This is a genomic window from Noviherbaspirillum phoenicis, assembly GCF_047237965.1.
Taxonomy (GTDB): Bacteria; Pseudomonadota; Gammaproteobacteria; order Burkholderiales; family Burkholderiaceae_D; genus Noviherbaspirillum_A.
Genome location: NZ_JBDFLX010000001.1, coordinates 1,261,486 through 1,287,075, shown reverse-complemented (window position 1 = coordinate 1,287,075; position 25,590 = coordinate 1,261,486). Strand labels below are relative to the sequence as shown.

Sequence of the window (25,590 nt, the reverse complement as noted above, 5' to 3'; positions counted from 1 at the left end):
AATTTAAAAGGAAGAGACATGACTGCCGAATATCAAGTCAATGGCGCTGTTGCCGTCATTACCCTTGCCAACCCTCCCGTCAATGGCCTTGGATTGTCGACCCGCAAGGGCATCGTCGATGGCGTCAACAAGGCGCTCAATGACGCCGCGGTCAAGGCGGTGGTCATCACCGGCGCCGGCAAGGCTTTCTCCGGCGGCGCCGACATCAAGGAATTCAACACGCCTGCGGCCATGGCCGAGCCGACGCTGCATACCGTGATCCGCACGATCGAAAACGCCGACAAGCCTGTGGTTGCCGCAATTCACAGCGTTGCGATGGGCGGCGGCCTGGAACTGGCATTGGGCTGCCATTACCGCGTTGCGGTATCGGGCGCGCAGATCGCGCTGCCGGAAGTCAAGCTGGGCATCCTGCCGGGCGCAGGCGGCACCCAGCGCCTGCCGCGCGTGGTGGGCCTGGAAATGGCACTGAACATGATCGTCTCCGGCACGCCGGTGCCTTCGGAAAAGCTGGCCAAGACCAAGCTGTTCGACCAGATGATCGACGGCGACCTGATGCAGGGCGCAATTGCGTTTGCCAACAAGGTCGCCGATGTGCGTCCGCTGCCCAAGGTGCGCGACATCAGGATCGATTACCCGAATTACGAAGGCTTCCTGCAGTTCTCCCGCAATACGGTCAAGGCCATGGCCGGCCCGTTCCCGGCGCCGCTGAAGTGCGTCGAAGCCGTTGCCGCCGCGGTCACGCAGAAATTCGATGAAGGCCTGAAGACCGAGCGCGAACTGTTCCTTGAACTGGTGCAGACCAATGAGTCCAAGGCGCTGCGTCATGCCTTCTTCGCCGAGCGCGCCGCCAGCAAGATCCCGGACGTGCCGGAAGACACGCCCAAGCGCGAGATCAAGTCGGCTGCCGTGATCGGCGCCGGCACCATGGGCGGCGGCATCGCGATGAACTTCGCCAATGCCGGCATCCCGGTCAAGATCCTCGAGATGAAGCAGGAAGCGCTGGACAAGGGCCTGGCGACGATACGCAAGAACTACGAAAACACGATGAAGAAGGGCAAGCTGACCCAGGAGAAGTTCGACCAGCGCGTCGGCCTGATCACCGGCACCCTGTCCTATGAAGAGATCGGCCAGTGCGACATCGTTGTGGAAGCGGTGTTCGAGGACATGGGCGTGAAGGAAACCGTGTTCAAGAAGCTCGATGAAGTGATGAAGCAGGGCGCCATCCTGGCGTCCAACACCTCCACCCTCGACGTGGACAAGATCGCTTCCTTCACCAAGCGTCCGCAGGACGTGATCGGCCTGCACTTCTTCAGCCCGGCCAATGTGATGAAGCTGCTGGAAATCGTTCGCGGCGAAAAGACTGGCAAGGACGTGCTGGCAACCTCGATGGCGCTGTCCAAGAAGATCAAGAAGATCGGCGTGGTTTCCGGCGTGTGCGACGGCTTCATCGGCAACCGCATGATCGAGCAGTACAGCCGCCAGGCTGGTTTCCTGCTGGAAGAGGGCGCGCTGCCGGAGCAGGTGGACAAGGCAGTCGAGAAATTCGGCTTTGCGATGGGACCGTTCCGTATGGGCGACCTGGCGGGCAACGATATCGGCTGGTACATCCGCAAGCGCCGTTATGTTGAAAAGCCAGAAGTTACCTATTCGAAGACCGCCGATCTGCTGTGCGAGATGGGGCGTTTTGGCCAGAAGACCAGCGCCGGCTGGTACGACTACAAGGCAGGCGACCGCAAGCCTTATCCGTCGCAGATGGTCAATGACATGATCGTCAAGCATTCGGCCGACCTCGGCATCGAGCGCCGCAAGATCAGCGACGAAGAGATCGTCGAGCGCCTGGTCTATGCGCTGGTCAATGAAGGTGCGCGCATCCTGGAAGAAGGCATTGCCCAGCGTGCTTCCGACATCGACATGGTCTATCTGGCTGGCTACGGCTTCCCGGTCTTCCGCGGCGGCCCGATGTTCTACGCCGACACCGTGGGCCTGCCCAATGTCGTGATGGCGATGGAGAAGTTCGCCAAGGGCAATCATGGCAAGGCATGGACGCCGGCGCCGTTGCTGGCCCGCCTGGCGGCAGAGGGCAAGACCTTCAACTAAGCCAGTGCATCCGTTCCCAGGCGCAGTGCGTCTGGCTGACGAAAGCGCAGCCTTCCAGGCAGGAAGGTTGCGCTTTTTTATCTGGTTTTTGGCGATGGGTTATGGCAGGTTGCGGTTGCGGTTGCGGTTGCCGTTGCAGTGGCCTCTGAAGTTGCCGTTGCTTTTAAGTCCCGTTGAGCGCGCCGTGTCGTCGGTGCATGGAGCGGGAAAAGGTGCGGCGTCTGTTTGAGCGCCGCGCAGCGGAGCGAGTTTAGCCGCGCCCCGCTCCATGCATCGACGGCACGGGAACCCTCGCGCAGCGAGGGCGCGATCACCGGGTCGCCTTTTCTTGCCTACTTCTTTTGGCGAAGCAAAAGAAGTAGGTTGCCTGCCGGGGCGAACTCCCGGCCTGGTCATGACGACAGTGCAGTCGGCTTGTTTCACCAAGCGTAAAGACGTCACTGCGAAGCAGCAGTTGCTTTGGACGTTAAGCCATGTTCAACGAACACGTTAAACGTCAACACCGACAGTGCTGCCCGGGCGTTGCCGGGTGACGCAATGCGGCTGCACTACCGTGGAGACAAGCCGGGAGTCCGTCCCGGCGGCCGGGTTACTTTTTTGCTTCGCCAAAAAAGTAACCAAAAAAGGCGACCCGATGAGCGCGCCCCGCTGCGCGGGGTGCCCGTGCCAGCGGTACCCGGAGCGGGGCGCGGCTAAACTCGCCAAGCTGCGCTTGGCTCAGACAGACGCCGCACCTTTTCCCGCTCCGGGCACCGCTGACACGGCGCGCTCAACGGGACTTCACTGCCACTTCAAAAGCAGCGGCCACTGCAACGGCAACGGCCACTGCAACGGCAACGGCCACTGCAACGGCGACGGCCACTGCAACTGCAACGGTCGCTGCGCGTACGTCAAAAGCAACCGCAGATGCCACTGCAACAGCCACAATTGGCCTTCAATTATTCGTCGGGAATAGCATCGCCTTACCAATAATTTTCCGTCACGAACTGGCCCGGATTCATCCGCCGCACCGGCCGCATGCCACGCTCGTGCAGCATCTTGCGCGTCTCTTCGATCATGGCCGGATTCCCGCACAGCATGATGCGCGACTGCTCCACAGTGAGCGGCATGCCGGCCGCCTGTTCAAGCGCGCCTGATGCCAGCAAGGTGGTGATGCGGCCGTGAAGGCATTGACCGGGATCGTCGCGGCTTACTGCCCGCAGCAGGGTTAATGCAGCCATGCCCTCTATGCCGGCATGAGACGCCCGCAGCGCCTTCAGCTCATCGGCGTAGGCGAATTCATCCTGATGTCGCACGCCATGCACCAGCACTATCCTGCGCCAGCGTCGCCATGCCTGGTCGTCGCGCAATATGGATATGAAAGGACCGATGCCGGTGCCGGTGGCAAGCATCCATAAGTCCTCGCCGTCGGCAAAGCGGCCTGGCGTCATGAAGCCGAACACCTGCCGGTCCAGCCAGAGCTCATCGCCTTCCTTGAGGCGATCGAGCATGCTGGTGAACTGGCCGCCCTCGACGATGATGCCGTAGAACTCGAGTTCATCCTCGTTTGGCGCGGAAGTGAGCGAGTAGGCGCGCCATATCATCACGCCGCCGTTGTGCAAACCCAGCCTTGCATACTGGCCGGGCACGAATTCATAGCCGGCGGGTCGGGTGGTGCGGAAGGTGATCAGCTTGTCGGTCCAGCGTTGCAGTCGGGTGATGTGAATGCGGGTTGCCTTGTCGCTGGCCAGGGACTCTGTCGTCATTGATGAAACCTCTAAAAAATGTGCTTGCCCCTTGTGATTGCCGATTCTGCCATAAAATGCCCTTCAGCTTATTGAAGGGAAGGCTCCATGAACAAGATCGTATTGCTGGAAAAGATTCATCAGAGCGCTGTTGATAATCTGCAGGCGCAAGGTTTCACCAACATCGTCCAGGTGCCGCGCGCGCTGTCGGGCGCCGAGCTGATCGACACGCTGTCCGACGCCGATGCCGTCGGCATCCGCTCCAACACCCACCTGACCGAGGACGTGCTGCATGCCTTGCCCAAGCTGCGCACCATAGGCTGCTTCTGCATCGGCACCAACCAGGTGGACCTCAATACCGCGGCCACCATGGGCATACCGGTATTCAACGCGCCGTATTCCAATACCCGCTCGGTGGCGGAACTGGTGATTGCCCAGGCCATCCTTCTGCTGCGCCGGATTCCGGAAAAGAATGCCCGCGCGCACCGCGGCGTCTGGGACAAGAGCGCCACCGGCGCCTACGAGGTGCGCAACAAGCTGCTGGGCATCATTGGCTACGGCAACATCGGCGCGCAGGTGGGCATCCTGGCGGAGAGCGTCGGCATGCGCGTCTGCTATTACGACCCTGAGAGCAAGCTGCCCCTCGGCAATGCAAGGCCGATGCCATTGGAAGAACTGCTGAGCCAGGCCGACGTGGTCACCCTGCATGTGCCAGGCGGCGCCGGCACCACGAACCTGCTCAATGCGGACCGCATTGCGCTGATGCGGCCGTCCGCGGTGCTGATCAACGCCTCGCGCGGCGGTGTGGTCGATATCGATGCGCTGAATGCGGCCATCCGCGGCGGCAAGCTCGGCGGCGCGGCGCTGGATGTCTATCCGGTCGAGCCCAAGAGCGAGAAGGAAGAGTTCATCACGCCGCTGCGTGGACTGGAGAATGTGATCCTGACCCCGCACATTGGCGGCAGTACCGAGGAGGCGCAGGAGAATATCGGGCGTGAAGTGTCGGACAAGCTGGCCCGTTACCTGTCGGCCGGCACCACGCGTTCGGCCGTCAATTTCCCGGAAATTGCGCACCAGCAGAAGGAAGTGGCCAGCCGCATCCTGAATGTGCATCGCAACGAGCCCGGCGTGATCGCCCGGATGAATGCGCTGTTCGCCGAGAGCGGGCTCAACATCGTCGCCCAGCATCTGCAAACGCGCGGCGCATTGGGCTACGCAGTCACCGACGTGGATGCGCCCATCGACCCGGCACTGATGAAGAAGCTGTGCGGCGAAAGCGCGACGATACGCTGCCACCTGGTATAGGCGGCAGCATGGCTGGCTTACAGGTAGTAGGCCAGCCGGCGCGCACCCCATTCCTTGACCCGTTCGGCGGTGGGACGCCGTTCCCATTCATCCAGCGTGATTTCCTTGGAGTTGCGGATGTCTTCCTGGAACGCGCTTTCCATGCTGGCGCCGAATGCCGCGTCCAGCACGATCACGTTGATCTCGCTGTTATGCAGAAAGCTGCGGATGTCGAAGTTCGACGAGCCCACCGTCGACCAGGCGCCATCCACCACTGTGGTCTTGGCATGCAGCACCGAGCCCTTCAATTCATAGATGCGCACGCCAGCCTGCAGCAGTTCGGTATAAAACGAGCGGCCTGCGTAATACACGATGCCCGCGTCTGACTGGCTGGGGAAGATGATCCTCACATCCACGCCGCGCCGCGCCGCTGACAGCAGCGTGTCCAGGATATTCTGGTCGGGCGCGAAGTAGGCATTGGTCATGTGGATCGATGTCTTGGCTTCCTGCAGTGCCAGGGTGAATGCCTTGTAGATCTCGAAGTCGCCGCCCGGACGGCTGGCGACGATGCGCACCACCTTGTCGCCCACTGCAGTCAATGCCGGGAAATAGTCGAGATCGGGCAGAGGACTCTTGTTCTGCCTGGCCCAGGTGTCCATGAACAGCCATTGCAGATTGGCCACCGCCGGACCTTCTATCTGCATGTGGGTGTCGCGCCAGCCCAGCTCGGCGCTGGAGCGCGAGCGGAATAATGAGCTGTGCGAATAGTCTTCGGCGATGTTGACGCCGCCGGCGAAGCCGACCTTGCCGTCGATGATCAGAATCTTTCTGTGGTCGCGATTGTTGATGCGCCAGTTGCCAAAACGCTTCAGGGGATTGACCGGGTTGAATTCAGTGAGGTTGATGCCGGCGTCCCGCAGGCGCTGAAAGAATTCTTTCGATACGCCGAGCGTGCCGATGCTGTCATAAATGATGTTGACCTGTACGCCGGCGCGCTGCTTTTCTATCAGCAGATCGGCAAATTTCAGGCCCAGTTCGTCCTCATCGAAAATGTAAGTCTCGAAATTGACGTGGTCTTTCGCATTGGCGATGGCGGCCATCATGGCCTTGATGGTGGCCGGGCCGTCGAACAGCAGCGTGGTCTTGTTGCCCGCAACGAGCGGGCTGCCGGTGGCGGCTTCTTCCAGAGCGGCCAGGGCCGTGAGGTCGGTTTTCTTGGCATTGCGCAGGCGTTGGCCGAGCAGAGACTCCGCTTTCGCAGGCGGCAGCGTGCCCTTGGGCGTGGCGACGGTGGGCGTGCTGGCGGGCTCAAGCTGGCTCGACAGATCGCGTACGTCCGGCAGGCTGGCGCAGGCTGCCATGCCAACACTAAGCATGATGGCGCTCAGCAGGCCGAGCATGCGCATTGCGATGAACCTGGACGATGCCTTGTTCCCCACTGTGTCTTGTATATCGTGCCGCGTGCCGCTATGCATGTTTTCCCCGTGCCGAATAACTTGTCGCTGATCCCAGATTGGAAACATTTCCAGACGGAATAGAGAATAGCATCGGCAATTCTCCGCAGAATCGGTTTTGCGCAAGAGTTGACGGCTTGTTCCGATGGGCCGGGCTGGCTATCAGGGGCTTACCCTACTTTAGGGAGTGTCATCGCCCTGGTTCGTCGCTAGAATGCGGTTTTGCAATAAGAAGACTCCTATGGAAACAGCGCAATCCCTACACGATTACTGGTTCGGCGGCGTGGCCAATGACGAGTCCGGACAGCGCCAGGCGAAGTTATGGTGGGGCAAGGATGCCGCAATTGATGCCGAACTGACCGAGCGTTTCGGCAGCCTGGTCACAGCGGCGCGCTCGGGCCAACTGGAATTATGGAATGACAGTCCACAGGGACGCCTGGCGCTGATCCTGCTCACCGACCAGCTTCCGCGCAATATCTTTCGCGGCACGCCGGGCGCATTCGCTTCCGACCCGCAGGCGCGGCAGTTGTGCCTGGCGGGGCTGGAGCGTGGCGACGACAAGGCATTGAAGCCGATCGAGCGGGTGTTTTTCTATCTCCCACTGGAGCATTCGGAATCGATGCCCGATCAGGACCATGCGGTAAGGTTGTTTACGGCGCTGTTCCAGGCCGTGCCGCAGCCCGTGATGGAGCAGTACCGCGGCTTTCTGACGTATGCGCTGAGACACCGGCACGTCATTGAACGCTTCGGACGGTTCCCCCATCGCAATGCCCTGTTGGGCCGGCAGTCCTCACCCGAGGAAACGGCATTTTTGGCAGAGCCGGGTTCGTCGTTCTGAGAGAGCAGCGACGCGCTTCGGGTTTCCTGAAAACATCATTGCGTTGCGTCGCATCAAGTCTTCTGGTGGGCGCTAAAGCAAAATGGCTTGATGCGCCCGACCGTGGCAGCGCAATGCCGGGGTTACGCCTGAGGTTATCCGACAAGAGAAGAGAGTGCCGTGGTCAAGCCCAAAATCCTGCTCGTCAATGATCATCCACCCAGTCTGCTGGCACTGGAAAGCGTCCTGCTGCGCAAGCAGGGCGAGTCCGATTTCGACGTGGTGACTGCGCAGTCAGGCGAGGAAGCCTTGCGCCATGTGCTGCAACAGCATTTCGCCGTCATCCTGCTCGATGTCAGCATGCCCGGCATGGATGGCTTCGAGACTGCGCAGATCATCCATTCGCATCCGCGGTCGGCGGCAGTGCCCATCATCTTTGTGACTGCCCATTACGCCGATGAAATGCATAGGCTGAAGGGCTACCAGAAGGGCGCGGTCGACTATCTGTTCACCCCCATCATTCCGCAGGTGTTGCAGAACAAGGTGGCGGTCTTCGTCGAACTGGCCAAGAAGAACCTGCTGCTGCAGCGGCAGGCCGAGGAACTGGCGGAACTCAATCGTGACCTTCAGGTGCAGCGCATGAAGGACCTGAAGCAGATCAATGCGGCGCTGCAGGCCGAGATCGTGGAGCGGCGGCAGGCGGAAGAGCGCGCCCACGGACTGGCCACGCGCGATCCCCTGACCGGCCTGTATAACCGGCGCTCCCTGATGGAAAGGCTGGAGCAGGCCATCGTCCGCGCCAACCGGACCAGCCGGGGCCTGGCGGTGCTGTTCCTCGACATGGACCGTTTCAAGACCATCAATGACACGCTCGGTCACGATGTGGGCGATGCCTTGCTGATCCAGGTGGCGGCCCGGATATCCGGCGCGGTGCGTGAATCCGACGTCGTGGCGCGCCTGGGTGGCGATGAATTCGTGGTGCTGATGGAAGGCCTTCCCGACTATCCCGACGCCGCCGCTGTGGCGCGCAAGATCGTGCAGGCCAATACGCCGCCATGCGAGGTCGGCCTGCATGCGCTGAAGACGTCGGTCAGCATCGGCATCAGCCTGTATCCGCAGGATGGCGACTCGGTGCAAATTTTGATGAAGCATGCCGACATGGCGATGTATCACGCCAAGCAGCAGGACCGCGGCAGCATCCAGTTCTTTCACGAAGAACTCAACGCCCGCGTGCAGGAGCGTGTCCTGCTTGAGCAGGAATTGCAGCGTGCGCTGGAGCGCGATGAATTCGAGCTTCATTTTCAGCCCAAGGTCGACATCATGGCTTCCAGGGTGGTCGGCTTCGAGGCGCTGCTGCGCTGGCGCCATCCGCGCCTGGGGCTGGTGCATGGCGCGCAGTTTCTGCAGCAGGCCTCCGACGGCGGCATGCTGGCGCCGATAGGCCGCTGGGTGGTTCAGACCGCCTGTGCCCAGGTGCATGCCTGGCAGGCGTGCCCGGCCATGGCCAAACTGCCGGTTTCCATCAATATCGCGTTGCCGCAGATCGATGCAGACCTGCCAGCCCATGTGCTTGGCCTGCTGCGCGAGCATGGGCTGTCGCCCCGTCTTCTGCAGCTGGAAATCACCGAATCGATGCTGATGCGCGATCTCGAGCGGGCCAGCACCATGCTGCGCGAGATGAGCGAGGGCGGCATCACCATCGCGATCGATGATTTTGGCTCGGGGTACTCTTCGCTGTCGGTGCTCAAGGCGCTGCCGATCGACATTCTCAAGATTGACCAGTCCTTCGTGCGCGACCTCGGCAAGAGCGCCGGCGACACTGCCATTGTCGCTGCCGTGGTCAACATGGCGCGCGCGCTGGCATTGCGGGTGGTGGCCGAAGGCGTGGAGACGCCGGAGCAGCTGGCGCTTTTGAAGTCCCTTGGTTGTGACGAATATCAGGGCTATTACTACAGCAAACCATTGCCGCCGGAGTTCCTGCTGCGGCAGATGTCCCAGACCAGCAGCGCATGACCGTCCTTTCACGGTGCTGCGCTTGACGAGAAACGATGAATGACATGAGCGCTGAACCGATTCTGCCAATCACCTCACCCGAAGCCGATCAGGCACAGTTGCTCCAGGCGCTGATGGCTTTCCGGCGCGGGGACTTCACGGTGCGCCTTCCGGTTGACGGCGCCGGCATGCATGGCAAGATCGCGGATGCGTTCAACGACATCATTGCGATGAACCAGTGGATGGCCGAGAGCATAGGCCGGGTGAGCAAGGCGGTCGGCCAGGAAGGCCGTCTGACCCAGCGCTCTCCCATGCCGCCCGCGATGGGCGGCTGGGCCGACACCGTACAGGCGGTCAATGACCTGATTGACGACCTCGCGCGTCCCACCACGGAAATGGCGGTCGTCATCGGCGCGGTGGCCAACGGCGACCTGTCAAAGAAAATCACGGCCGACGTGCGCGGCGACATGCTTCAGCTGAAAAACATCATCAATGTGATGGTGGACCAGCTCGACGCCTTTGCGTCCGAGGTCAGCCGGGTGGCGCGCGAGGTCGGCACCGAAGGGCGTCTTGGCGGCCAGGCGCAGGTGCGCGGCATGAGCGGCATCTGGAAGGATGTGACGGACAACGTCAATTCGATGGCATCCAATCTGACCGGGCAGGTGCGCAACATCGCCGCGGTCACCACCGCGGTGGCGCGCGGTGATCTGTCCAAGAAGATCACCGTGGATGTGAAGGGCGAGATCCTGGAACTGAAGGACACCATCAATGTGATGGTGGACCAGCTGAGCGCCTTTGCCGCCGAGGTCACCCGGGTGGCGCGCGAGGTCGGCACCGACGGCAGGCTCGGCGGCCAAGCCAGCGTGCCGGGCGCGTCCGGCACCTGGAAAGACCTGACCGAGAACGTCAACCAGCTGGCGGCCAACCTGACCACGCAGGTGCGCGCGATCACGGATGTCGCCACCGCGGTCACCCGCGGCGACCTGTCGCGCTCGATCCAGGTGCGGGCACGCGGCGAGGTCTCGCACCTGAAGGACAACATCAACGAGATGATCCGCAACCTGAAGGAGACCACGCAGAAAAATGCCCGCCAGGACTGGCTCAAGACCAATCTGACCCGCTTCACCCGCCTGCTGCAGGGCCAGCGCGACCTGGGCACGATGAGCGCGTTGATCCTGTCCGAACTGGCGCCGCTGGTGTCATCCCATCACGGCGTGTTCTATCTGCTCGACGACCAGGGCCGCGATGCGCGGCTGCACCTGATCGCCGGCTATGGCTGCCGCGCCGCCGATGGCATGGCGGCTACGCTGGCGCTGGGTGAGGGACTGGTGGGGCAATGCGCGCTGGAGAAGAACCGCATCTGGCTCAAGCAGGTGCCACGCGATTATGTGCAGGTCTCCTCGGGGCTGGGCGCGGCGCCGCCAGCCAGCATCGTCGTGCTGCCCATTCTGTTCGAGCAGCAGGTGAAGGCGGTCATCGAGATCGGGTCGCTGGAACGCTTTACCGACACCCATCTTTCCTTCCTTGACCAGTTAATGGAATCGATCGGCGTGGTGCTGCACACCATCGAGGCCAACAGCCGCACCGAAAGCCTGCTGAGCCAGTCGCAGTCGCTGGCGCAGGAACTGCAGCAGACCAATATGGAGCTTGCGGAAAAGGCGCGGCTGCTGTCGGAGCAGAACATCGAGGTCGAGCGCAAAAACCGCGAGGTGGAGCAGGCCAAGCTGGCGCTGGAAGACAAGGCCACGCAACTGGCGCTGTCATCGAAGTACAAGTCCGAGTTCCTGGCCAACATGTCGCATGAGTTGCGTACGCCGTTGAACAGCCTGCTGATCCTGGCGCAGCAGCTGGCCGAGAACCCGGAGGGCAACCTGATGCCGCGCCAGGTGGAATTTGCCCGGACCATCCACGCATCGGGCAGCGATCTGCTGACCCTGATCAACGATATTCTCGACCTCTCCAAGATCGAGTCGGGAACAGTGACCCTGGAAATGGCGCAGTATCCACTGGCGGACCTGCGCACCTATGTCGAGCGCACCTTTGGCCACATGGCCGACGTGAAGCATCTGGCGTTTTCGGTCGACCTGGCTGCCGGCCTGCAGCCAACCATCGCCACCGATATCGTCCGGCTGCAGCAGATACTGAAGAACCTGCTGGCCAATGCCTTCAAGTTCACCAGCAGGGGCAAGGTGACGCTGTCGGTGGATTACGCCCGATCGGGCTGGACGCCAGGCCATGCGGGTTTGTCGCGGGCGGATGCGGTGCTGGCGTTCTCGGTGAGCGATACCGGGGTCGGTATTGCCGCCGACAAGCTGCAGCTGATCTTCGAGGCATTCCAGCAGGCTGACGGCAGCACCGCGCGCAAGTATGGCGGCACCGGCCTTGGGCTGTCGATCAGCCGCGAACTGGCCCGCCTGCTTGACGGCGAAATCCAGGTCCGCAGCGAAGTGGGGGCCGGCAGCACATTCACTCTTTATCTGCCGCAAAGACTGATGCAGGGGCCCGCATTGGTGATCCAGTCCAATGACGTTCCCGCAGCGGTGGGTGTGCCGGACGTACCGCCAAAGGAAGCCATTCTGATGGATGCCAGGCCCAGCGTACTGATCGTTGAAGATGACGCAACGCAGCGTGACGCTATCTGCGCGCTGATGAGCCAGCCAGGCATTCGGGTGGTGGCGGTGGAAAGCGGCAGCCAGGCCTTGCAGGCGCTTCAGGCGGCGCCGTTCGACTGCATGGTATTCGATCTCAATCTTCCCGATATCGATGGCTATGATCTGCTGGACATGATCGCCAGGGAAGAGCGCCTGCGCGCCTTGCCTGTCGTTATCCATACCGCAACCGAGGTCGATGAAGAACAGGCGGCGCGATTGCAGCCTTTGGTAAAGGCAGTCGTCATCAAGGATGCGCGCTCGCCAGCACGCCTGCTGGACGCTACCTACCGCCTGTTGGACCTGCGGCAGGATAGCGATGCTGCACCAGACCAGCCGATTGCGGCCGGCATCGACCAGAGTGACGAGACACCCGGTCTGGCCGGTCGGCAGGTGCTGATCATCGATGATGATCTGCGCAATATCTTTGCGCTCAGTTCCGTGCTGGAGCGCCACCGGATGAGCGTGCTGTTTGCCGAAAACGGCAGGGAAGGCATTGAACTACTGGAGAGCGGCGCAACGGTGGACATCGTGCTGATGGACGTGATGATGCCCGAGATGGACGGGTATGACACCACGCGCGCGATCCGTCGTATCGAGCGCTTCGGAAATCTTCCGATCATTACCCTGACTGCCAAGGCGATGAAAGGCGACCGGGAGAAGTGTCTCGCGGCCGGGGCTTCCGACTACATCACCAAACCTGTTGAAATTAATCAACTAATTTCGATGATGAGAAAGTGGTTAAACGTATAAAATAACACCCGGTTAGTGCGTTAAATGCACTGATTTTCATATATCGCACAAAATAAGTGGTTGTACAAATACCTTCCGATTTTTCTTACGTTGGCTGTGCTTGGCAAAACGCTTGCAGTAGATGAGTGAGGGGAGCGAATGGGGCAACTGGCTGTAACTACCTGTACGACAGTAGAGGAACTGGCGCTTTTTATTCAATCCTCGCCGCCCGACAGCATGCTTGGTGGCGTGCCTCGGGAAGAAGGCGTGGTAATGCTGTATGCAGCCGACGCAGGCGCCGCGGGTGCCAACGCTATCCCGCTGCGTGAGCGCCTGGCGGCACGGGTAGCTGTTGACGTCGTCCTGCAGCAGGTAGCCGGCATGCCGGGTGCTGTTGAATGGCTGCGCAATGTTGAAGAGCAATTTGAGGGCGATTATGGCGCGCGCATTGGATGGCTATCACCGCCGCTAACAATCCTGTCCAGGATTTACAGAAAAACCATGAATCCCGTGCCTGGCCCTTCCTTGCCAGGACACCGCCAACACTATTTTTCACACCCTGACGGCGAGTGTGACGACCCATCTCCGTCAGGGTTGATGCCGGACCAGGTACAAGCGATCGAACATCTCATCGACAAATTGTTCCTGCTCCCAGGGTCAGGAAAAGTGCACGGCAAGCTTGAAGATGCTGGAACCGATTAGCGCCTGATTTGCACACATGGCTCGTCCGCGGCCACCGGCCGGAATTTTTTGACCAGCCAGGAGCGCCATGCCAGCATACCGTGACACAGTCCAGTTGATCATGCAGGAAATTGGTCCGCAAACGCCTGATATCGATGCCGTGGTGCAGCATGGAGAAGATAGCTGGGCGCTTCAACTGGATGATATGTCCATCCTGTTCATCGAATATGCGGCTGACCCCGATCGACTGGTTCTCTCGACGGAACTGGGCATGCCTGCCCCGGAACGACGCCTTGAGGTTTGCCAGTTAATGCTCGCATACAACCTGCTGTGGCAGGAAAACGCCGGTCTGACCATGGCGTTGGGCGGTCCTGAAGGTGGCGCGACGCTTTTGTGCGAATGGCGCAGTACAGAGCCTGAACTGAAAAAATTTCAAGAAGAACTACGCAGGTGTTCCCAGGTTGCCCAGGCCTGGCGTAGTTACATTGCTCAAACAGGGGTCGCTGATTCGAGTGCCTTGCGAGCGCTGCCAGGGCTGAGCAGCTTCGTTTGAACCGTTACTGAAAGAAGGGCTGCGCGCCTGTCTCAAGACCGCTGACCAGTTTTTGTGCAGTCACTTTCTTTTCGATTTCTTCACTTGAGGAAGCACATCATGTCCAGTTTTAATTATTTGATCAAGAAAGCCGAGGAGGCAATGCCCTGGCGTGAGGTGAAGTTGCGGGAATACGATGTTGATTTGGAGAAGAAGCAGGATAGTCAACCGGACGATCCGGCCGGGAAGATAGTACCGGCGGCACCCACTGCAAATCTGGTCATTACGCGGCCGGACAGCTTTTCATTGTCGAACATAGAGAAATTCCTTTTCAGGCGTAACGTGTCTGACAAGCCTGTGGACCCGGAGAGCCTGAACTTGTTCCAGGAAGACCAGGCAAAGGATGGCGCAGCGAATGTGGTGCAAAGCACGGCTTTGCAATTCAATGATGTCAATGGAACGGGTGCCCTGTTCGCTTCAAATGGCGCGCCGGAATCCTTGTCCGACCAGGCGGGCGAAATGCGCTCGCTGCTTGAGCAAAACGGTTGGCGTAATCGTCCGTCGATGGTGTGAGTCAGCTGAACCAGCTTTTCATCCGGGTTACACAGCCGCTCCATGCGGCTGGCCAGCGGCATTGAAGGTAGGCTAACAGCGTCGGCCAGTCGCTCACTGCCTGCCGGAGCGCCCGATGATCAGCCATAACATTCCTATTCTCAATGCCACCGAAAAAAAAGTCACACTCCGCATTCAGGATGACGAGATCAAGTGCAGTCATCTTCAGGATCTGGTAGCCGGCGCGGCGGATGGCGACAGGCTGCGCGGCGTTCGTCAGGTTGCCAATTTCAGCCTGTATATACAACCTCGTTCGGATGCCATCATCAGGCGGATTTTTTCCCGTGGCGAGATTGACAGCGAACGTGCAGTCGTGAAAAGCGCGCTGCTTCATGCAGCAGATAATCTCACCCCTGAACGACTGAAACGGATGGGATCGCCAGGCCGTTTGGCAGTGCGGAGGCTGCAGCAAAGAGCTGCCCGTCCAGGCCGGCATGACATTAAGGTATCCCAGGTCTTCAGCGATATCACGCTTCTCGCCAGCGGCGGCAGGAAACGCTCGTTTCTGCATTCTCCGGTCAAACCCGTCAAATCTTCCGGCCTGCTCAAGACCGGCGCCGTCGGTCTGGCCGCTACCCATAATGAATATCGTGTCCGGCTTCATGATTTTTGCACGCTTGCCGGGACGGGGGAAAGCCTGCCCCTGCTGTTGCAGCAGCAGGACCAGAGTCAGGATAGTGAAAAAATCTTGTGCTGCATTACCCTGTTCAGGGCGGTTGCGTCCAATTTCCTTGCTGAAGAGAGAAACCTTCAAAACGGCGACAAGAACAGGCTTTTCGACGATCTGCACGCCGCGATGAAAGGCGATTTGCTGTACCTCTTCATCGACCGCTGGCGAATGGCGAGAAAAAATGGCCTGATCAATGAGCACAGCTTTGAATGGGTTGCCGCGGTTGACTGGCTGGTTAACGGTTTGCAGCCGGAAAAACAGGCGCAAGCCAGGCGTGCGCGCAAGCCAAGAAGTCCGCGATCTCCTGTCAGTCCTTCTCCGGCCAGTCTGCAGCCAGAGTTTTCTCCGTTGCCGCTCGGGCATGCCAGTCATGCGCCTTCCTTGCAGGCGGGACGCCAGGCAGCGACCGTGCCTATTCCGCGACCGCCCGACAGCCCCAGCCGGCCTGTCCTCGTGGCATGTAATGCCAATGACGGCCGTTCCATGCGTGCCTCCGCGAAAAGCCGTGTAGCGCAACCGCGCGGAATGCATTCCAGCGCAGCCAAGCACGATGCCGATGCGTCTCCTGTAGTGGGAAAGACAAAAAAAATGAGCAGAGTAGGGAGCAGGCAGGACACGCCGGCCACTGCCAGACGTCAACAGACCTTACAGGACATGCTCTATCTGGCCAGCATAGGCAAGTCCATATCGCAGACCATCATCACCGTCGATGTGATGCCGATAGCAATAAGCGAAGAAGGGGAAGCCGACGCATGACGCTGCCATATCCCTGCGGAACGGGTTCCATCCGCACGGGTATTTGATTTCGTACAAAAGTTATTAGTGTTTCCTGGGTGAATGCTGCTGAACTGACATGAGTTATACTGTATATTTGTACAGTAAAAGCACGCCTGTGCGTACGTGCATCATGACATCACCAGGAGTTGCTCATGTCCGGGTCAACCTCACGCACCATGTCGGCTGCCGCAGTCACCGCTGCGCTCGACAGGAATATTGCCCATTCCGTCTGGCGGGCCAACCAGATGGGTTCATGTCAGGCCGCTGTCACCCCTACCGGCTATGCAGGTCTGGACCGGGAATTGCCTAATGGTGGTTGGCCTTCCTCTACGCTGATCGAACTATTGCTTCAGCAGGCAGGCATAGGCGAGATGCGCCTGCTGAAGCCGGCATTGTGTGCGATAGGCAAGCAGCGCCGTATTGTCATGGTGCAGCCACCGCATTTGCCGCAGGCAGCGGCCTGGTCGCATTGGGGACTGCCCGCTGACCGCTTTCTGTGGCTCAAAACGGCCAGCACCGCGGATGCGCTCTGGAGCGCGGAGCAGATATTGCGCAATGGCAGTTGCGGTGCCTTGCTGTTCTGGCAGCCACAGATCCGTACCGAAGCGCTGCGCCGTCTGCATCTGGCGGCCCAGGGGTCGACCACCATGTTCTGGGTGCTGCGTCCGCTGTCGGCAGCCGAACATGCGTCGCCGGCGCCCTTGCGACTTGGACTGCGGCCGGCGCCGGCCGGCATCGCCATCGACATCATCAAGCGACGCGGCCCGGTAGTCGACCGGCCTGTTTACCTGGCGCTCAGGCCAGAGGCCGCGCTTTCCCTCACATCGACCCGTTCCCATCATGCGTCTATGGATAGGCATGCACTTGCCCTTGTTGCCACTCGAAGTATTTCGCCTGCGCTGGTCTGATGCATTGGATCTGACGCCGAACGTGGTGGTCGAGCATGGCCAGGTGATTGCCTTGTGCGAATATGCCCGCCAGGCAGGCATTCGTCCCGGCATGCGCAGCGGCGGCGTGACTGCCCTGGCCCCGGATGCCAGGCTGCATCAGCGTGACAGCGAGCGCGAACGCAGTGCGCTGGATGGTGTGGCGCTGAGCCTGCTGCAATACACGCCCGAAGTGGCCCTGGTGGATGCGGCCAGCCTGGTGCTGGATGTCAGCGCCAGCCTGGCCGCCTTCGGTGGCCGTCTTGCCTTGTGCCGCCGGGTGCGGGGCAGTGTGTTGCAGATGGGTTATTCGGCCAGGCTCGGGATGGCGCCTACCGCACAGGCCGCCTTGCTGTTCGCTCACGCCGCCCAGATCAGGTTGCGCCGCAGCATTCGCCAGCCTGGCATGGCGCGCCGGCTCAATGCCTTGCCGACCTTGCTGCTGCCGGCCACGAAGCCGCATGCCGACTGGCTGGAGGGCATCGGATGCACGACCCTGGGCCAGTTGCGTGGCTTGCCGCGCGCCGGCTTGCAGCGTCGCTGTGGGGCGACGTTGATCGAACAATTGGATAAGGCATACGGTGAAGCGCCCGAACTGTATGACTGGGTGGAGGCGCCGCAGCAGTTCGATACCCGGCTTGAATTGCCGGAGCGGGTAGAGCAGGCGGAGGCGGTATTGTTTGCCGCCCGCCGGCTGGTGCTGCAGATGGTGGGATGGCTGAATGCGCGGCAACTAGCCGTGTCGTGCTTCGTGCTTTTACTGGAGCATGAGCGCGGCCGGCAGGCGGTGGCGCCAAGCGCGCTTGAAATCACGCTGGCGGAAGCCGCATGGCGCGAGGATCACCTGGTGCGGCTGCTGAAGGAACGGCTGGGACGCCTGGAACTGACTGGGCCTGTGATCGCACTTCGGCTGGTGGCAAGCCGTCTGCAAGCCATGGCGCCACCGACCGAGTCGCTGTTTCCCGAGCCAGGTGGCAATGTGGCAGATTATCACCGGCTGATTGAGCTGTTGACCGCTCGGCTTGGCAAGGAAAATGTATTGATGTCAGCGCCGATAGCTGACTACCGCCCTGAAATCCGAAATCATTGGCTGCCTGCAGGCCCATCAGCGAACGCGCCGCTGGCGCCGCCCGATGTGGAGCGTCCGTTCTGGTTGCTGGAAAAGCCCTTACCCTTACTGGTGCGCGATCACCGACCATTTTATGGCTCCCCGCTGAAATTGCTGACCTCGCCGGAGCGCATAGAAAGCGGTTGGTGGGATGCCAATTGTGCGGTCCGTGACTATTTCATGGCGCAGGGGGAAGACCAGGCCTGCTACTGGATTTACCGGGAGCGGCTGGGGGAAGAGTGGCGCTGGTTTCTGCATGGCTTGTTCGCATGAGCAGGGCGCAGGCTGAATTGCCGCTCCAGGCCGGCAGCATGCCTTTGCCGGACTATGCCGAATTGCAGTGCGCGTCCAACTTCAGCTTTCTGCGCGGTGCTTCCCATCCGGAGGAGCTGGTGGCGCGGGCAGTGCAGCTGGGCTACCGCGCCCTGGCGATAACGGATGAATGTTCGCTCTCCGGTGTCGTGCGCGCCCATGTGGAAGCGAAGAAGCATGATTTCCATCTGCTGATCGGCAGCCAGCTGAAAGTGGGCGATATGCGGCTGATCGCGCTAGCGAAGAACCGGGAGGGCTACGGCAATCTGTGCGAACTGATTACGCTGGCCCGTACGCGGGTAGAAAAGGGAAGTTATCTGCTGCATCCGGACGACCTGGCCGCGCCGCAGGAAAAGCTGGCCCATTTGCGCGGCCTGCCGGATTGCGAATTGCTGCTGGCGCCAGCTTATGGCGTGGAGGCCGCCACATTGGCGCGGCAGGCGCAGTGGATGCGCGAGACCTTCGGCGCGCGGGCCACGCTGGCGCTGACGCTGCTGCACCAGGGCCGGGATGAAATACATCGGGCCCAGCTTCAGGCAGTGGCGGCCGAATACGGCATGGCGCTGGCGGCAACGGGCGATGTCTGCATGCATGTGCGTTCAAGAAAACCCTTGCAGGATGTGCTGACCGCTATTCGCCTGGGTAAGCCGGTGGCCGAATGCGGCTATGCGCTGGCACAGAATGCCGAACAGCACATGCGCGCACGGCTGCGGCTGGCCAATCTGTATCCCGAGGAGGCGCTGGCGGAAACCGTGCGGCTGGCGCGTCGCTGTACCTTTTCGCTGGATGAACTGCGTTATGAGTATCCCGATGAACTGGTGCCGCCCGGCCATACCGCGGCCACTTACCTGCGCCAGGAAACCTGGATCGGCGCCCATGCCCGGTTTCCGGCCGGCGTGCCGGCGGAAGTGCAGAGCCAGATCGAGCATGAACTGGCGCTGATCGCCTATATGTCCTATGAACCGTATTTTCTGACGGTCTATGACATCGTGCGGTTTGCGCGCAGCCGTCGCATCCTGTGCCAGGGACGCGGTTCGGCGGCCAATTCCGCGGTCTGTTACTGCCTGGGCATCACCGAAGTCGATCCGGCCCGCGGCAACCTGCTGTTCGAACGGTTCATTTCGAAGGAACGCAATGAGCCGCCCGACATCGATGTCGATTTCGAACATCAGGAGCGCGAGCAAGTCATCCAGTACATCTATAACAAGTATGGCCGCCTGCGCGCGGCGCTGACCGGCGTGGTGATCAGCTACCGGCCACGCAGCGTGCTGCGGGATGTCGGCAAGGCGCTTGGCGTGGATGCCGGCGTGGTGGACCAGATCGCCAAGTCGCATCGCTGGTGGGATGGCAAGACCGGGCTAGCGGCGCGCTTCACCGAATGCGGCCTGGACCCGGAAGCCACGCTGGCGCAGCAGTGGTGGACCATGGCCGAGCAGCTGATGGGCTTTCCGCGCCACTTGTCGCAGCATCCGGGCGGCTTCGTGATTTCGCGTGGCCGCCTGTCGCGCCTGGTGCCGATCGAGAATGCCGCCATGGCCAGGCGCAGCGTGGTGCAATGGGACAAGGACGACCTGGATGCGCTGGGTCTGCTGAAGGTCGACATCCTGGCGCTGGGCATGCTGTCGGTGATCCGGCGCGCGCTCGACCTGGCGGCCGAGCGCCGCGGCGAGCCTTTCGAGCTGCAGGACATTCCGTCCGAAGATCCGGATACCTACCGCATGATCAGCCGGGCCGACACCGTCGGCGTGTTCCAGATCGAAAGCCGGGCGCAGATGACGATGCTGCCCCGCATGAAGCCGCGCACCTTCTACGACCTGGTGATCGAAGTCGCCATTATCCGGCCGGGTCCGATACAGGGCGGGATGATCCATCCCTATCTGCGCCGCCGGCAGGGCCTGGAGCCGGTCGAGTATCCGAGTCCGGCCATGGAGCAGGCGCTGTCGCGCACCCTGGGCGTGCCGATTTTCCAGGAACAGGTGATGCAGATCGCGATGCTGGCCGGCGGCTTTTCGGCTGGCGAGGCCGACCAGCTGCGGCGGGCGATGGCGGCCTGGAAGCGCAAGGGCGGGCTGGAGAAATTCGAGGGCAAGCTGATTGCCGGCATGCTCGAACGCGGCTACACCCAGGAATTTGCCGATGCGATCTTCCGCCAGATACAGGGATTCGCCGAGTATGGCTTCCCGGAAAGCCATGCGGCCAGCTTTGCGCTGCTGGCCTATGTCAGTTCCTGGCTCAAGTGCCACGAGCCGGAAGCCTTTCTGGCGGCGCTGCTCAACAGCCAGCCCATGGGTTTCTATTCGCCGTCGCAACTGGTGCAGGATGCGCGCCGGCATGGCGTGAAGGTGCATCCGGTCGATGTGATGGAAAGCGGCTGGGATGCCAGCCTCGACCATAACGGGCGGACGCGGCCGTCAGTGCGTCTGGGCCTGAATCTGGTACGCGGCCTGAGCCGCGAGGCCGGCTGGCGCATCGAGGAGGCGCGCGCGATTCGTCCCTTTGCCGACCTGCATGACCTGGGGCTGCGGGCGCGGCTGGAACGCACGGAATTGCAGGCGCTGGCCGCAGCCAATGCGCTGTCAGCCCTGTCCGGCCACCGGCGCCAGGCGCTGTGGCAAGCCGTGGCAGGTGCGCCGGACAAGGGCCTGCTGCGCCAGGCGGCGGTGGCCGAACCAATGCCCGCGCTGGCGCCGCCGTCGGAAGGGCAGGACATCCTGGGCGACTACCGCAGCCTGGGCCTGACGCTGGGCCGGCATCCGGTGGCCTTGCTGCGCGCGAAGCTGCTGGAGAAGCGCTTCATGCCGGCCGATGTGCTGCATACCTATGCAAACGGCCAGTTTGCCCGCGGCTGCGGCATCGTCACCGTGCGCCAGCGGCCGGAAACCGCCCATGGCACCATGTTCGTCACGCTGGAGGATGAAACCGGCCTGGTCAATGTGATTGTCTGGCCCACGCTGGTGGACCAGCAGCGGCGTGAACTGCTGGGCGCTTCTCTATTGGGCGTCTATGGCATCTGGCAGAGCGAGCAGGGTGTGCAGCACCTGGTGGCCAAGCGGCTGGTGGACCTGTCGGCATGGCTGGGGAAGCTCAACACCCATAGCAGGGATTTCGCCTGAGCCATGAACCTGGCCGCTAATCCGGTCGCCCGCACCCGGACCATGTCCGGGCGACCTGCAGTATGCTCGCCAGCCTGATCTGTGGCATGCACGGCCCTTTTTCCTGCCATATGCGTCATTACGGGAAGGGCGCTGATACAGCTAAATTCCCTGTCAAAATTTTCCTTGCGGAACTATTCTGTATAATTCAAATAAATTTCCTATATGCAATTAAGTTTTGCGGCCGGCGTCTAAATCTTTTCCGATCCGCGCCGTAAACCAAAGGAAATGACCTCTGGCTGGCCAGGAAACCACTCCTTCAATATGGCCCAGGACAGACCGGTGACAAGCGCAGGGAAGCGCAAACAAGAGCAAAAAGAATCAACAAGAGCACAACGGCCGCAGCGGCGGCACGCACGAAAGAATCGACAAGGAAAGCCACACATGAATGACCTGACGGAAGACCTGGACGCGCTGTTTGACGAAATAGCGGCGCAGCATGCGGTAGTGGCTGAGCCCAAGGCTGTGGCAGCCGAGCCCGCACCTGCGGCAGCGGCGGCCGTGCCTGCAACCGGAGCCGAATCAGTCCAGGAGCATGCTTCCGCTAACTCGCCGATGTTCGATCGCCTGGGCCATATCGTGCGCCAGCTGCATGACTCGCTGCGCGAACTCGGCTACGATCGCAGCCTTTCCGACATCGCCACCGAAGTCACCGATGCCGCCGGCCGCCTGGAATATATCGCGACGCTTACCGAGCAGGCCGCCAACAAGGTGCTCAATTCCATCGATGAAGCCATGCCGGTGCAGGATGCGCTGATCCAGACCGCAAAGGATGTCGAAGGCCGCTGGGACCAGCTGTTTGACGGCAAGCTGGGGCTGGATGAATTCAAGCTGCTGGCGCAGGACTCGCGCCGCTTTGCCGGCACCGTGGCCAACAATGGCGAAGCGGAAAAGGCGCGCCTGATGGAAATCATGATGGCGCAGGACTTCCAGGACATCACCGGGCAGATCATCAAGAAAGTGGTGACCATCACCCAGAAGCTGGAGCGCGAACTGGCCCAGCTGCTGATCGATAATGCGCCGCAGTCCAGCCGCGAAAAGGAAAAGGTGGTGGACCTGCTGGCAGGCCCGGACGTGCCCACCTCGGCGCTGGCGCAAACCGATGTGGATGACTTACTCGCCGATCTGGGATTCTGATGGACGACATGCTCAAGGACTTCGTGGTCGAGGCGCTGGAACTGGCCGTCGACGTCGAAGAAAGACTGCTGCAGCTGGAGCGCCGGCCGAACGACCCGGACACCCTGAACGCCGTGTTCCGCTCGTTCCATACGATCAAGGGCGGCGCCGGTTTCATGAACCTGACCGGCATGGTCTCGGCCTGCCATCTGACGGAAAACCTGTTCGACGCGCTGCGCACCGGCAAGACCGCGGTGACGCCGCTGGCGATCGAGGCAGCGCTGCAGGCCAGCGGTTTCGTTGCCGACCTGCTCAATCAGCTGCACAACGGCGCTGCGCCTGAAAGCCTGGCGCCGATGCCGGAGGCATTGAACCGTATCCTGAACGACGCCATCGAAGGCCGCCAGCCGATCGCAACTGTGGCTGCCGCAGCCGCGCCGGTGAGCGACAAGCATGCCGGTGGCAGCGTCCAGGCCGATGAGGCCGGACGGGTCGACTGGGTCGGGATGTACAACGCCGTGGTGCCCGAGCACATGCGCATCGCCACCTCGTCCGCGCCCACGGCGCCGGCAGGCACGGGCGAAGTCAATGCCGCTCCTGCAACTGCGCCGGCCCATGGCCAGGTCGCTGGCTGGGATGGCGTCGACCGGCGCAACGCCACTTCCGAAACCCGCACGCCCGAGGACAGCATCCGGGTCGATGCGGTCAAGCTCGACGCGCTGCTGGAAGTAGCGGGCGAGTCGGTGCAGGCAGCCAACCAGGCCAGCGTATTGCTGGAAAAGCTGCAGCAGTTCAAGTTCGACGGCCATGCCGCCACCCTGATGTCGACCCTGGCGGAAACCCTGGGCCGGGCATCGCGCTATGCCACCGAGCTGCAGCGCGCCACCCTGGCCACAAGGATGCAGCCGGTCGGCCGGCTGTTCCAGAAATTCCCGCGCCTGGTGCGCGAACTGGCGCGCGACCTGGGCAAGGAAGTCGAACTGGTGATCGAAGGCGCCGATACCGAGGTTGACCGCGTGGTGGTCGACAGCCTGTACGACCCGCTGGTCCACATGCTGCGCAATTCGCTGGACCACGGCATCGAAAGCCATGAGGATCGCATCGCCGCCGGCAAGTCGCCGCGCGCCCGCATCCTGCTCAAGGCCTGGCAGGAAGCCAACAGCGTGATGATCGTCATTTCCGACGATGGCCGCGGCATGGACCCGCAGCGCCTGCGCGCCAAGGCGATCGCCAACGGCCTGATCGCCGAATCGGCCAACCTGTCCGCCAGCGAAGCCTATCAGCTGGTCTTTCTGCCAGGCTTCTCGACCAAGGAAGTCGCCTCCAGCGTTTCCGGGCGCGGCGTGGGCATGGACGTGGTCAAGACGGCAGTGGAAAAGCATCGCGGCGCCATCAGCATCGATTCGGAACTGGGCAGCGGCACCCGCTTCTCGATCCGCCTGCCGATCGAGCTGTCTATCGTTCCCACCATGCTGGTGACAGCGGCTGGCGCTGCGCTGGGCATGCCGCTGGCACTGGTGGAGCGGGTCGTGGAACTGCCGGAGCAATTCATGCATGTGGGCGGCGCGCCGGTGCTGCGCGACCAGGGCCAGACCTTGCCGGTGCGTTCGCTGGCGGCGTCGCTGGGCTACGAGCCGGCCGAGGAACGGGTCGGCATCGTGGTTGCCGCGCCCAGCCCCTATGTGCTGTCGGTCGGCGCGGTCGACGGCACCGCCGACCTGGTGATCAAGCCGCTGACGGCCTTGTCGGTGCCGGGCATTACCGGCACCGCCCGCTCCGCCGAAGGCGAACTGGTGCTGGTGGTTGGCCTGGCCTTCCTGCTGGCTGGCGCCACCCAGGAAGCCTGAGAGACGAGACGATGACACCGCCACATTCCTACCGGTGCTCCCAGCCGTGGCTGCTGCTGCAGTCGGTCGATAACGAACGCGACATCTTCATCGACCTGGCGCAGGTGTTCCGTGGCGAAACCCTGGCCCGCTACGATGACATTGCCCGCCATGCGGCGGCCGGCGCCTGCCGTGACATGGCCATGGAAGCCCATTCCCTCAAGGGCACGATCGGCACCGTGGGCGCGGCCGAGCTGATGGCCTTGCTGGTGGAAATCGAGCAGGCCGGCATCAAGCGGGCTACCCCCTGCAGCCCCGAACAGCTGGCACGCCTGGCCGACCTGCTGGCGCAGGTGCGCGACGACATGGACGATTTCCTGCGTACGCTCTGACCGCCGCGCCGGCCGCAGGCCGGCTCTCCTCCAAACACGGTTGATTCAAAGGCAGCGGGACCATCTGCATGGTCCCGCTGCCTTTTGCATTGCCGCTTCCTTTTCCGACGGCCGCGTGTCCGGTCCGCCGGCTGTTTGATCGCGCGCAATTGTATCCATGTCAAGGCGCTGCGATCGGTGCGGATGCTTAGCCACTCACCGCGCCAGACCATATCGCTGGAATGCCCCATTCCCGGTGTGCCCGACAACAGCCAAGGAGCAATAGCACAATGAGCAGGCAATTCAAGCACCTGATCGAAGACCTCTGCAGACTGGTCAACATGCGCGACGCGCAGCATCTGATGCACAGCGGCCCGTTTGCCGTCGATGGCGTGGTGTTCACCATTACGCGGGATTGGCTGGCCAATACCGAAAGCCTGCTGCTGCAGGGCGACTGCGGCCGGCCGGAACAGGACCCCGCCATGGTCTATGCCGCGCTGCTGCAGCGCAATTACACCGGCTTTCAGCATGACGGGCCGCAGTTCGGGGTATCGCCTGCAACCGGCGGCATCGTCTACATGGAACGCATGAAAGTCGCCGGTGCAAGCGCAGCCTCGCTGGCCGGCACGCTGGCGTTTGTGGCCGAGCATGCGCGCCACTGGCGCTGCGCGCTGCCGATGCCGCCGCGGCCATTGCCGCGCATGGAGATGTGCTGCCTGCAGATTGCATGAGCCATGGCGACATAGTCCATCGCCTTCC

At 61.8% G+C, this 25,590-nt stretch carries 17 protein-coding genes and 1 pseudogene; 16 read left to right on the top strand and 2 right to left on the bottom strand.

Annotation, left to right across the window (positions count from 1 at the left end; genetic code table 11):
- The first annotated feature begins 18 nt into the window (after positions 1-18).
- The gene (locus ABC383_RS05830; protein ID WP_413012422.1) at positions 19-2,097 is read left to right on the top strand and encodes a 3-hydroxyacyl-CoA dehydrogenase NAD-binding domain-containing protein; all 2,079 of its coding nucleotides are present in this window, start codon (positions 19-21) and stop codon (positions 2,095-2,097) included.
- A 962-nt stretch (positions 2,098-3,059) separates the two neighbouring features.
- Here the strand turns inward: ABC383_RS05830 and ABC383_RS05825 are convergent.
- On the bottom strand, positions 3,060-3,842 hold the full coding sequence (locus ABC383_RS05825) for a ferredoxin--NADP reductase (RefSeq protein WP_413012421.1): 783 nt from the start codon (positions 3,840-3,842) through the stop codon (positions 3,060-3,062).
- Between the two features lie 87 nt (positions 3,843-3,929).
- Here ABC383_RS05825 and serA point away from each other — a divergent pair, with 87 nt between their 5' ends.
- Positions 3,930-5,126: a phosphoglycerate dehydrogenase gene (gene serA, locus ABC383_RS05820; RefSeq protein ID WP_413012420.1), complete on the top strand. Its 1,197-nt coding sequence runs from the start codon at positions 3,930-3,932 to the stop codon at positions 5,124-5,126.
- Positions 5,127-5,143: 17 nt separating this feature from the next.
- Here serA and cls read toward each other — a convergent pair whose 3' ends face one another.
- Entirely contained in the window at positions 5,144-6,505 is a 1,362-nt protein-coding gene (cls, locus tag ABC383_RS05815) for a cardiolipin synthase (protein ID WP_413012419.1), read from the bottom strand.
- Positions 6,506-6,800: 295 nt separating this feature from the next.
- Here cls and ABC383_RS05810 point away from each other — a divergent pair, with 295 nt between their 5' ends.
- The 14 genes and pseudogenes from ABC383_RS05810 (at position 6,801) to ABC383_RS05745 (ending at position 25,562) form a co-directional block, all read left to right on the top strand.
- Entirely contained in the window at positions 6,801-7,397 is a 597-nt protein-coding gene (locus ABC383_RS05810; protein WP_413012418.1) for a DUF924 family protein, read from the top strand.
- 159 nt (positions 7,398-7,556) lie between these two features.
- Positions 7,557-9,389: a putative bifunctional diguanylate cyclase/phosphodiesterase gene (locus tag ABC383_RS05805; protein ID WP_413012417.1), complete on the top strand. Its 1,833-nt coding sequence runs from the start codon at positions 7,557-7,559 to the stop codon at positions 9,387-9,389.
- A 305-nt stretch (positions 9,390-9,694) separates the two neighbouring features.
- Positions 9,695-12,769, top strand: a pseudogene (locus tag ABC383_RS05800) (response regulator); the annotation flags it as partial.
- A 138-nt stretch (positions 12,770-12,907) separates the two neighbouring features.
- A complete protein-coding gene (locus ABC383_RS05795) occupies positions 12,908-13,450 on the top strand; it encodes a hypothetical protein (protein ID WP_413012415.1) in 543 nt (180 codons plus the stop codon).
- A gap of 67 nt (positions 13,451-13,517) precedes the next feature.
- Entirely contained in the window at positions 13,518-13,982 is a 465-nt protein-coding gene (locus tag ABC383_RS05790) for a type III secretion system chaperone (RefSeq protein WP_413012414.1), read from the top strand.
- A gap of 99 nt (positions 13,983-14,081) precedes the next feature.
- Positions 14,082-14,534 (top strand): hypothetical protein, encoded by a 453-nt coding sequence (locus ABC383_RS05785; protein WP_413012413.1) that lies wholly within the window; start codon positions 14,082-14,084, stop codon positions 14,532-14,534.
- A gap of 115 nt (positions 14,535-14,649) precedes the next feature.
- Positions 14,650-15,999 carry a hypothetical protein gene (locus ABC383_RS05780; protein WP_413012412.1) on the top strand — a complete coding sequence of 450 codons (1,350 nt, stop codon included), beginning with the start codon at positions 14,650-14,652 and terminating at the stop codon, positions 15,997-15,999.
- Between the two features lie 197 nt (positions 16,000-16,196).
- Positions 16,197-16,928: a translesion DNA synthesis-associated protein ImuA gene (gene imuA / locus ABC383_RS05775; protein ID WP_413016248.1), complete on the top strand. Its 732-nt coding sequence runs from the start codon at positions 16,197-16,199 to the stop codon at positions 16,926-16,928.
- On the top strand, positions 16,879-18,327 hold the full coding sequence (locus tag ABC383_RS05770) for a Y-family DNA polymerase (RefSeq protein ID WP_413012411.1): 1,449 nt from the start codon (positions 16,879-16,881) through the stop codon (positions 18,325-18,327). Before imuA ends, ABC383_RS05770 begins: the two co-directional genes overlap by 50 nt.
- Entirely contained in the window at positions 18,324-21,479 is a 3,156-nt protein-coding gene (locus ABC383_RS05765; RefSeq protein ID WP_413012410.1) for an error-prone DNA polymerase, read from the top strand. Before ABC383_RS05770 ends, ABC383_RS05765 begins: the two co-directional genes overlap by 4 nt.
- 423 nt (positions 21,480-21,902) lie before the next feature.
- The gene (locus ABC383_RS05760) at positions 21,903-22,655 is read left to right on the top strand and encodes a protein phosphatase CheZ (protein WP_413012409.1); all 753 of its coding nucleotides are present in this window, start codon (positions 21,903-21,905) and stop codon (positions 22,653-22,655) included.
- A complete protein-coding gene (locus tag ABC383_RS05755; protein WP_413012408.1) occupies positions 22,655-24,481 on the top strand; it encodes a chemotaxis protein CheA in 1,827 nt (608 codons plus the stop codon). Before ABC383_RS05760 ends, ABC383_RS05755 begins: the two co-directional genes overlap by 1 nt.
- Before the next feature lie 11 nt (positions 24,482-24,492).
- A complete protein-coding gene (locus tag ABC383_RS05750) occupies positions 24,493-24,852 on the top strand; it encodes an Hpt domain-containing protein (protein WP_413012407.1) in 360 nt (119 codons plus the stop codon).
- Between the two features lie 269 nt (positions 24,853-25,121).
- The gene (locus ABC383_RS05745) at positions 25,122-25,562 is read left to right on the top strand and encodes a CesT family type III secretion system chaperone (RefSeq protein ID WP_413012406.1); all 441 of its coding nucleotides are present in this window, start codon (positions 25,122-25,124) and stop codon (positions 25,560-25,562) included.
- The last annotated feature ends 28 nt before the right edge of the window (positions 25,563-25,590 follow it).